Origin of the sequence: Paenibacillus sp. 4624, from assembly GCF_050435065.1 — a bacterium.
In the GTDB taxonomy this organism is placed as follows: domain Bacteria; phylum Bacillota; class Bacilli; order Paenibacillales; family Paenibacillaceae; genus Paenibacillus; species Paenibacillus amylolyticus_D.
In genome coordinates this window covers 54010-63761 of the sequence record NZ_JBNDJR010000021.1, presented here as the reverse complement: position 1 = coordinate 63761, position 9752 = coordinate 54010, and the positions used below count along the sequence as shown (strand labels likewise).

The following is a 9752-nucleotide window of genomic DNA, read 5'->3' as shown; positions in this document are numbered from 1 at the left end:
AGCTCATTTTGAATCTGACGAGATTAAAAATCTCATTTGTTCATTCTGCAAGCAGAATGTTTACTCACTCGTTGTTCAGTTTTCAAAGATCAAACTTAATTGATTTATTATTTTTCATGTTGTCGTCATTTCAGCGGCGACTTTTATAATGTAACACATTCACGTTTTCTTTGCAAGCATTTTTTTAACTGTTTTAAATCAAGTCTTATAAATATGCTTGTTCTTGTCAAACGGCTCCTTAAAACGGAACGAAAATTAATTTACCATATAGAGTCGAAAAGGTCAACCCTATTTCGACAAATAGGTAGATCATTCCCTTTAACAACAGGCGAATACAATTAGAGGTGCACGCTCTATCTAGAGAGTACACCTCTAATCCTAATCTTTAAAAATATATGTTCAGCCCAATTTCATAGCTTGGAGTTCTTTAACTTACCGCCTCTTGCATACTTGGATAACTCTTTAGGGGGGGCGAACCTTGCATACATGCGGAATACTGTTTTATACCGACTCGCTATTGCATACTTAATCTCCTGGTCAAGACGATGGTCACTCAGATCGAACAGCATTTCATCCAACTCTTTGCGTAATACATAGTCCAGTTCCTTGCATTCCTTCTCGTTAAATAGCATACCCAGCATTAAGAGTTCTCCTTTTTGTGCATAGCATCTATAGTCACACTCGTCTTTCAGCATCATCTTTTGTTGAACATATCTCTTTTTTTTCTGCGCTGCTGAAACCCGTTTTATTGTTATGGTCAAATTATTGGGAAATTATGAATGCTGGGTATCACAAAATTTCCACAAAGAATTTTAACCTCTCACAAGTGCATATGTGAGTGTGCTCTCAATAACCGCTGCAACGAGAAGTAAGATGACTACCCAAAAGCTTGCCGTTAACGTCATATTCATAAACTCTTTCCACCGGGATCCGATCATAGCTCGTTTATCGCTTCCCAGTTGTGCCAAGCTCCGCACTACTAACCCGCCGAACTTCAATCCAAATGCACAGGCAATAATAATAACCGGGATTTCGATAATGCCATGTGGAAGCAGCCCCTTCACGACAATATCAAAAAAGCTTGCCCCATAATTCATCGTGGTGTGCACTACAAAGCCGAGCACCATCCCGTTAATTATCAGAAAGATGATGGGTAATATCCCGAAAATAACTCCTGCATAGATAACCAGCACACTTTTGATCGCATTGTTAAAAAAGATGAACAAAAAGAAATTCCATTGCACATTACCACCTTGCTCCAACTGTTGACTGACTTGGCGAAGCCCTTCAATCTGGCCTAATAATAACTCTTCCAAGGGGCCTGTACTCAACCAACCTGCTCCTATACCCACTGCAAACAACAAGAATGACCAAATTAAAGCTCCTCTAATCTTACCCATATCACTTATAAATGTACTGAATTTTAGCATAACAACCTCCTACAAACCGAAATGATGGACAAACAAAGATGTAAAACGAATAACTGGACGGTACGAGCATACATTGAAAAGTAAACAAGCATTTCTTTATTGGGAGAGGGGCGCTTAACGAAATGAACTCGTTCTATGTATTCAGCGGCAAAAAGATCAAACGTAATCTGATTGTGCTCGTTGCTGCCATTTTTGCGATTGGTATTATTTATTTGGAAAGTGGCAACGTGTCAGTGTTCTCGGAAGAAGCACCTTCCGCCGTCTACAGTGTGCCAACTGACAAGAAGGTCATTGCACTTACCTTTGACATTAGCTGGGGTGATAAACGAACTGAACCGATTCTTAAAGTTCTTCAGGAGAATAAAGTGCAGAAGGCCACCTTCTTTCTCTCCTCGCCATGGAGCAAGACCCATCCGGAAATTGTTAACGCCATTAAAGATGCAGGATATGAGATTGGTAGTCATGGACATCGGCACGAGAACTATACTAGCCTGACTGAAGAGCAAATCCGCAAGGAAATTTCGACAGCTCACAGCATTTTAACCGATTTAACGGGAAAAGAACCTAATTTGCTGCGATTACCTAATGGAGATTTTGATAAACGCGTGCTTCAGGTTGCGAACAGTCTAAACTATCAGGTTGTACAATGGGATACGGATTCTCTGGATTGGAAAAACCCCGGCGTACAGACCATTGTTGATCGTGTCGTCAGCAAAGCACATCCCGGTGACATTGTCCTGCTGCATGCCAGCGACTCATCGAAGCAAACCCATGAGGCACTTCCAGCCATCATCGACAAATTAAAAAATCAGGGCTATGAATTCGTGACCGTATCCGAGTTGCTCAATCATTCCAGTGTAGAGGGTAAGGAAGTCCGCGATCAAGCCAGCGGCCAATAATACGCAAACAGTTGAAAAAGAGCTAACCTAGTTAGCTCTTTTTGTATTTTTCACAGTTATGGAAACCTTGGAAACCTCGTCCATGAGTATGACCCTTAACTCTTTTATGCCCAACGTTCGTTCAACGACTCGGAGCAGGAGTCACAGCCCCTTCTTTTGAACTATCGACCAGTTTGTGCAGGATTAGCATCTGATATGCATTACACAACAGCAAAGGGATAACAATAAAGATCGTGGCTGCATTAACGTCAATACGGAGTACACCGATCGTTTCCACTGCAGTCACGGCGATCATGAAAAAGAGCGTTGGCACCAGCGCAGAGATATGTGTCTGTTTCACTTTCACGTAAGCGGTAACAATTGCAGTCGCCAAAATGATCAGTCCCAGCACAATGTCCGAGATACGCTCTCGTCCTCCTCCGACAAATAAACGCAAAAACATGATGTCCAGCAAAGCCAGCACAGTCAGCACAATCTGCACAATCTGCCATCCGCGTCTTGGGAATACACCCTTGCCCATATAATTCAAGATGAGATATGCAAAGAAACCCATTTGTGAATATACGCTAATCATCACTCCTGAGCCAAACAGAATCAGAAGATACAACATAAAGTCTGCAATTCCGTTCGTTTTCTCCCCGTTGACCAGCATCATAATCAGTCCCGTTCCTAACGCTCCTGCGGCGCCAATAAGCAAGGCTGTCCAAAACAGGAAAAACCATCTACGTAAATTCAAATGTTTTCCACCCCCGAGAGTTTATTTTACCAACCTTCACAGCAAAAAACCATCATTGCTCAACATATTTCCCCCTTTCCCATCACATACTACATCCAGTATCTAATCAAGGAGGGATTGTACACATGAAACGGCCTATGTGGCAGCTATGCTGCGTTGTATTGGGGCTATCCGTCATGCTTGCCGGCTGCGGTTCAGATCAGAGTTCTTCGCCTCCTCAGGGCAGTTATAAAGAGATGAAAACGATGGTCGTAGATATTTTAAAAAGTGATGAAGGAAAGAAAGCTGTTGAAGAAGCTCTAACGGGTCAAAGCTCCTCTGGAGGCGGTGGAGGCAGCGGGTCAGAAGCAGGCGGCAGCTCTGGTGGTGGATCGGGAACGGTGGGTATGAAAATGTTAATGCCAATGCAATCTTCGGAACAAATACGTATTGCTGTAAAAGATACCATAACCGCTCCGGAATACCAGAAGGAATTCGAGAAAATCATGACCGATCCGCAATTTGCTGGTGAATTCGCCAAAGCGATCAACGGACAAAGTAAACAATTGCATATGCAGCTGATCAAAGATCCGACGTACCAGAAGTCGATTGGGGATATCATGAAATCACCTGAGGTATCCAAAATGTTTATGGATATGACCAAAACCCCGGAATACCGAAAACAAACGATGACCGTTATGCAGGAAGTGATGCAAAATCCTTTGTTTCGTATGGAAGTTCTTACTTTGCTGAAAAAAGTGGTACAAGAAGAACTCCAGCCTAAGACGGAAAGTGGTGGTGGGCAAAAGGGTCAGGACGGGGGAGATGGTGGCAATGGTGATTCTGGAGGTGGAGACTCAGGTGGTGGTGGTGGAAGTTCATAAGACTATGGGCTGATACAAATTCCCCAACAAATAAAATCTTGATGTTGATGCTCCTCCATTTTTAAATTAGAGATGATGTCAAAAAGCCTGCATCCAAAGGACGCAGGCTTTATTTATAAGCACATTAAATTTTAATCACATAAAAAATCTCATTCAAACTTAGACTCCATCGACTTGGCAACCTCGTCATATATTGCCCCTATGGTTGTCTCTGCCTTGTACACAGATGGTGAGAAATCCGGCTCGGAAGGATGGTTATCCGGAGCACCTAATGGAATCTGGGCAAGTAGCACCGTGTGCAAGCTTTCGGCAAGACGTCCGCCCCCTCCACGACCAAAGACATACTCCTTCTCCCCACATTTACCACATTCGTAGTAAGCCATGTTCTCAACTACACCTAATAGCTCATGTTCCGTTTGAATGGCCATCGCTCCAGCACGCGCCGCTACAAAGGCTGCAGTGGCATGTGGAGTCGTCACAATGATCTCTTTGCTCTGTGGTAACATCTGATGCACATCAAGCGCAACATCCCCCGTGCCTGGTGGCAGATCCAGTAGCATATAATCCAGCTCGCCCCACTGAACATCGGTGAAGAACTGACGCAGCATCCGGCCAAGCATTGGTCCACGCCAAATCACCGGATTATTTTCCCGAATGAAGAACCCCATTGACATCACTTTGACGCCAAAACGTTCGACGGGTTGAATCACCCCATCCTCAACGACAGGGTATTCCTCGATCCCCATCATATCCGGGACACTGAAACCATAAATATCAGCATCAATGAGTCCGACTTTCTTTCCTTGACGTGCCAAAGCAGCAGCTAGATTAACGGTGACCGTTGACTTACCTACGCCCCCTTTACCACTAGCTACGGCGATAAAACGAACTCCCGACTCAGGACTTAACAGCTCATGTCCATCCAAACCCGCTGCATGACCTTTTACAAGCACTTCATCCTGATCTTGCTCTTGTTCCACTTGTCCCATGTTTAGGCTCTGACGGTCATGCTCAGACGCTACTCGTGTGCGGATATGTACATCCTTCACTCCATGCTGGGAAAGCAAGTTACGTGCGGCATCCGTTAAAGCGGTTGCATCTTCTGGCCGATTCTCCAGTGTCACCATGCTTAATGCCACATGATGCTCTTTCACCATAATGTCACGAATCCATCCCAGTTCCGTCAAGCTTTGTCCTAGCTGCGGTTCCTGTAATGGCTGTAAAAGTTCAAGTATCTGTTCTTTTGATAACATCAGACAGCACCTCGGTTTTATCTATTGGCATGTGTTAGGTATGCTGTTCCAATTATAGCACTACCTTTCTTCTTATGACTAACTTTTCGGACGTTCACCTGCAGCATATCGGAGAATACCGTTATAAATAGACGCAGCTACTTTCCGTTGATACGTTTCTTCAGCGAGAAGACGAGCCTCTTCGGGATGGGACAAAAAGCCGACCTCGACGAGTGATGACGGGATTTTCAGAGCCTGAAGCAGATAAACGGTACTCACTGTTTTCGCTATACGGTCTGTATTTTCTAAATTCCGAATCATTTCGGCTTGTAACAGATTTGCAAGACCTTCGTTATCAGGATGATTAGGCGTGTAGAAGACTTGTGCGCCACTCCAGCGGTTAGATGGCACACTGTTCATGTGAATGCTGATAAATAAATCCGCCTGTTTATCTTCAATCTGCCTCACTCTCTGTTTGAGATCCTCTGTCTTGCGTCTGGAGTATCCTCTCGTTCCCTCGTCAGCCAAATCCTTATCGATCTCACGAGTCATCACAACAAGAGCTCCTGCCTGTTGCAAATAGTCTCTAACATACAGCGCAATGGACAAGTTGATATCCTTCTCAATAACTCCCTGCCTGCTCACTGCTCCCCCATCTGGCCCTCCATGACCTGCATCAATAGCGATCACCTTACCAGCCAGAGGCAGACTCCAATATCCTGACGTTTTGGCCGAGGGCATTTCATACGAAACTACCGCTACAAACATAGCCAACAAACACAGGCTCAGCATAACCCTCTTCACTGTTTTTAACCGGATCCAGACTACCAGATGTTTCCCCATGTTTTTGCGCATAAAAAAACCACCTCGTCCCTATAAATGACTCTAATCATCTATATGGGACAAGATGGACAAATATAACCTTAGGAATGGACTTGCTCTGCCATACCCTCAATCAACACTTCAGCAACCTCAGGACGTGTAAATTCTGGCGGTGGACATTCACCATTGCGCAACAATCCACGTACCTTGGTTCCCGACAGAGTCATATGATGTTCTTTGTCATGAGGGCAGGTTTTGCTGGAAGCCATATTTCCGCATTTGGTGCAGAAGAAACTGTGTTCGAAGAACAGTGGTGTAATACCCAGTTCCTCCGCCGTAAAATTAGAGAATATCTCTTGTGCTTCATAGGTTCCATAATAATCACCTACACCCGCATGATCACGCCCTACGATAAAGTGGGTGCAGCCATAATTTTTACGTACCATTGCATGGAAAATGGCTTCACGAGGTCCCGCATACCGCATTGCAGCCGGGAATACACCCAGAAACGCACGATCCGCCGGATAATAGTTCTCCAGCAATACCAAGTAGCTCTTCATACGCACATTCGCAGGGACATCATCAGACTTAGTCTCACCCACAAGTGGATTCAAGAAAAGTGCATCAACGATTTCCATTGCACTTTTCTGAATATATTCATGAGCCCGGTGTACAGGGTTACGTGTCTGAAAACCAACCACGGTTCTCCATCCTTTATCCTGGAAAATCTTACGCGTCTGAGCCGGATCATAATAGAAATCTTCAAACTTGGCCGGTTTCGGACGGTTCAACACTTGAATTGGACCTCCTACATATGTTGCAGGACGCTCCAGCAGTTTATTTACACCAGGATGTTCAGGATCATCGGTTTTGAAAACACGGCGTGCTTCCTCTCCCTGATCCACCTTATAGATGCTTTGAACCTCAAGCAGACCGTACGTTACTCCATCCGCTTCACCAACAAGAGCTACCGTTTCACCTTTACGAAGTGAGGCAGCCTGTTGATCATTTACAGCCAGTGTAATCGGTATACTCCATACGGTGCCATCTGCCAAACGCATTCCGGATACGACAGATAGATAATCTTCCTCATTCATGAATCCTTGAAGCGGTGAAAAAGCCCCTACGCCAATCAAATCCAAATCTGAGATTGTCCAGGTATTAATCTGTAATGAGTTCAGGTTTTTGCTTTTCTGCAATAATTGCTCACGTTCTTCTCCTTGTACGATACGCTGCACCAGCGTACCTCCATGAGGCAGAATCGAAGTCATCTTGTCAGCTCCTTATTAAAACATCCGATATTTTAGTGAAAACCACTTTATAATTTTAAAAATGGTTTAATGTAAAAAAACATTTGCACAGTCATTACTCTATTTTATAGCTTATTTATGCAATCCGCACTCCGTTTTATCATTACCAGACCAACGCCCCGCACGAGGATCTTCCCCAGGCATAACTTGACGTGTGCAATGCTCGCATCCGATACTCGGGTAGTTCTGATCATGCAACGGATTGTATGTCACGTTATTGGCACGGATGTACTCCCATACATCCTCATTCGTCCAATGTGCAATAGGATTAAATTTCATCAGACCAAACTTCGTATCATATTCAACCTTCTTGGCATTGGCACGAGTCGGTGCCTGATCTCTACGAATTCCCGTAATCCATGCATCATACTGCGATAGAATACGTGTCAGAGGCTCTACCTTACGAATGTTACAACAAGCATTGGGATCGGATTTCCACAGTTCTTCCCCATGCTGAGCAGCTTGTTCTTCAGGTGTAATTTTTGGCGACACTCTTACAAACTCAAGATTGTACTTTTCTTGCATCCGATCACGGGTATCATATGTTTCCTGGAAATGAAAATCTGTATCCAGATAAAAAACATCAGTAGACGGGCTAATTTTTTGCAACATATCTACAAGTACAACATCTTCTGCACCAAAGCTGCAGGCAAATGTGATATTAGGAAATGTTTCAACCGCGTAGCGAATAATATCCTCTGGACTAGCGCGCTCCAGTTCCTCTGCTTTTGTACGAGCCAGTTCTTCCTTTTCTAACAAGTTCATTGTTCTATTTCCCCCATTCATGATCTACAAACTACAAAAAGCCGACTAATCTAATATGAATTATGTATAGTATAAATCTTTCACTCGGGATGTCAATGCCTGCCATCTGGTAAATTACATCAGTTATACTCACAAAAAAACAACATAATAGCGCACAATTTTTAGTGTTTATTAGGCTTTCAGATGAAATATAGGCAAAACTATACAAAATCTCATGAATGCAACTTTCAAGTGCTCGAGTTCTTAAAGAGCGAAAATCGTTGCTATTGTTGGATTCTTGGGATGAACGATGGAATATTTTTCATCACTAGGAAGCGTATCCTGTCAAAGGACCGTCCTCAATCGGGAATATTGAAAGCCTGAGACTGCAACTCCATCAAATAGCAAAAGTAAGAACCCTTTATCGTATCCATAAAAAAGACTGATAACTCAGACATGAGAAAAATGATATCGATCTGGAGTAATAGTATTAGTGATGAACACAGATAAGATTTTTGCTAACCATAGTTAAGACTAGATTATACAGAGAATCAAGCCATGGAAGGGGATTTGAGGATGGAGGTGTATTAATGAATTTGAATCTCATATGGATTAAGGAGTTAACATAGATATGTATTAGATCATAATTCATGTAAATACAAAACTTTTGTTACATCTATTCTCTTGATTCCCTGTCCGTCTCATCGGGATTCAAGTTGCCTGCCGTAGAGTAAGCAAATGCGCTGGGCAGCCTAGTTAGTTTGTAAAACATAAAAAAGTCCCTGGCCGAAGCCAAGGACTTTGAAAAATCTTAACGTTTGGAGAACTGAGGAGCGCGACGAGCCGCTTTAAGACCGTATTTTTTACGTTCTTTCATACGTGGGTCACGAGTCAGGAATCCTGCTTTTTTCAGGGAAGCACGGTATTCTGGATCTGCCTTAAGCAGAGCGCGGGAGATACCGTGACGGATTGCGCCGGCTTGACCGGAGATTCCGCCACCATGAGCGATAACCAAAACGTCATAGTTAGTGAGCGTTTCTGTCAAAGTCAGTGGTTGTTTTACGATCAGTTTGAGTGTTTCCAAACCAAAGTATTCATTAATATCACGTTTATTGATGACAATGCGTCCTTCACCCGGTACAAGGCGAACACGTGCTACCGAATGTTTACGACGACCTGTCCCATAGTATTGTACTTGTGCCATGAAACTGTCCTCCTTTTAATTAACCGCGAAGTTCGTAAACTTCTGGTTTTTGTGCTGCGTGTGGATGCTCAGTGCCTCTGTACGCTTTAAGTCTCAGCTTCATTTTCTCGCCCATGCGAGTTTTAGGAAGCATACCGCGAACTGCCAATTCCAACATACGTTCAGGTTTGTTTTTAACCATCTCTTCTGCAGTAGTTACTTTCAAACCACCTGGGTGCATCGAGTGACGGTAGTATTTTTTACCTTGCATTTTTTTACCAGTCAATACAATTTTCTCTGCATTGATGATAACAACGAAATCGCCAGTGTCCACATGTGGAGTGAATTGTGGCTTATGTTTGCCGCGGATCAAAGCAGCTGCTTCGCTCGCCAAACGTCCGAGGGTTTTGCCTTCAGCATCAATGATGTGCCATTGGCGCTCAACTTCGTTAGGCTTCGCCATGTACGTAGTACGCATGAAAAGTTCCTCCTTAAATGTTCAAAATCATCATTTTCATTTATCTTCGTTCGTT

At 43.6% G+C, this 9752-nt stretch carries 11 protein-coding genes; 2 read left to right on the top strand and 9 right to left on the bottom strand.

The genetic code is table 11. The features are described from left to right. Positions 1–410: 410 nt before the first annotated feature. Entirely contained in the window at positions 411–641 is a 231-nt protein-coding gene (locus ABIE27_RS29395; RefSeq protein WP_090924652.1) for a hypothetical protein, read from the bottom strand. A gap of 171 nt (positions 642–812) precedes the next feature. Further along, on the bottom strand, positions 813–1430 hold the full coding sequence (locus tag ABIE27_RS29390) for a stage II sporulation protein M (protein ID WP_123067267.1): 618 nt from the start codon (positions 1428–1430) through the stop codon (positions 813–815). Positions 1431–1552: 122 nt separating this feature from the next. On the opposite strand from ABIE27_RS29390, the gene pdaB reads away from it, so the two are divergent. After that, entirely contained in the window at positions 1553–2329 is a 777-nt protein-coding gene (gene pdaB, locus ABIE27_RS29385; RefSeq protein ID WP_123067266.1) for a polysaccharide deacetylase family sporulation protein PdaB, read from the top strand. Between the two features lie 121 nt (positions 2330–2450). Here pdaB and ABIE27_RS29380 read toward each other — a convergent pair whose 3' ends face one another. Further along, complete coding sequence (locus tag ABIE27_RS29380; protein ID WP_123067265.1) at positions 2451–3065, bottom strand: KinB-signaling pathway activation protein; 615 nt, start codon at positions 3063–3065, stop codon at positions 2451–2453. Positions 3066–3190: 125 nt separating this feature from the next. Here ABIE27_RS29380 and gerD point away from each other — a divergent pair, with 125 nt between their 5' ends. Beyond that, entirely contained in the window at positions 3191–3928 is a 738-nt protein-coding gene (gerD, locus tag ABIE27_RS29375; RefSeq protein ID WP_123067264.1) for a spore germination lipoprotein GerD, read from the top strand. Positions 3929–4077: 149 nt separating this feature from the next. Here the strand turns inward: gerD and ABIE27_RS29370 are convergent, their stop codons facing one another. From ABIE27_RS29370 to rplM, 6 genes are all read right to left on the bottom strand, one after another. After that, positions 4078–5181 carry an Mrp/NBP35 family ATP-binding protein gene (locus ABIE27_RS29370; RefSeq protein WP_123067263.1) on the bottom strand — a complete coding sequence of 368 codons (1104 nt, stop codon included), beginning with the start codon at positions 5179–5181 and terminating at the stop codon, positions 4078–4080. Positions 5182–5259: 78 nt separating this feature from the next. Then, positions 5260–6015: an N-acetylmuramoyl-L-alanine amidase CwlD gene (cwlD, locus tag ABIE27_RS29365; protein ID WP_123067262.1), complete on the bottom strand. Its 756-nt coding sequence runs from the start codon at positions 6013–6015 to the stop codon at positions 5260–5262. A gap of 68 nt (positions 6016–6083) precedes the next feature. Then, the gene (sat, locus tag ABIE27_RS29360; protein WP_123067261.1) at positions 6084–7253 is read right to left on the bottom strand and encodes a sulfate adenylyltransferase; all 1170 of its coding nucleotides are present in this window, start codon (positions 7251–7253) and stop codon (positions 6084–6086) included. 111 nt (positions 7254–7364) lie between these two features. Then, a complete protein-coding gene (locus ABIE27_RS29355) occupies positions 7365–8057 on the bottom strand; it encodes a phosphoadenylyl-sulfate reductase (RefSeq protein ID WP_429352093.1) in 693 nt (230 codons plus the stop codon). A 790-nt stretch (positions 8058–8847) separates the two neighbouring features. Further along, complete coding sequence (rpsI, locus tag ABIE27_RS29350; protein WP_090924661.1) at positions 8848–9240, bottom strand: 30S ribosomal protein S9; 393 nt, start codon at positions 9238–9240, stop codon at positions 8848–8850. A gap of 19 nt (positions 9241–9259) precedes the next feature. Further along, entirely contained in the window at positions 9260–9697 is a 438-nt protein-coding gene (gene rplM / locus ABIE27_RS29345) for a 50S ribosomal protein L13 (protein WP_024633564.1), read from the bottom strand. Positions 9698–9752: the final 55 nt, after the last annotated feature.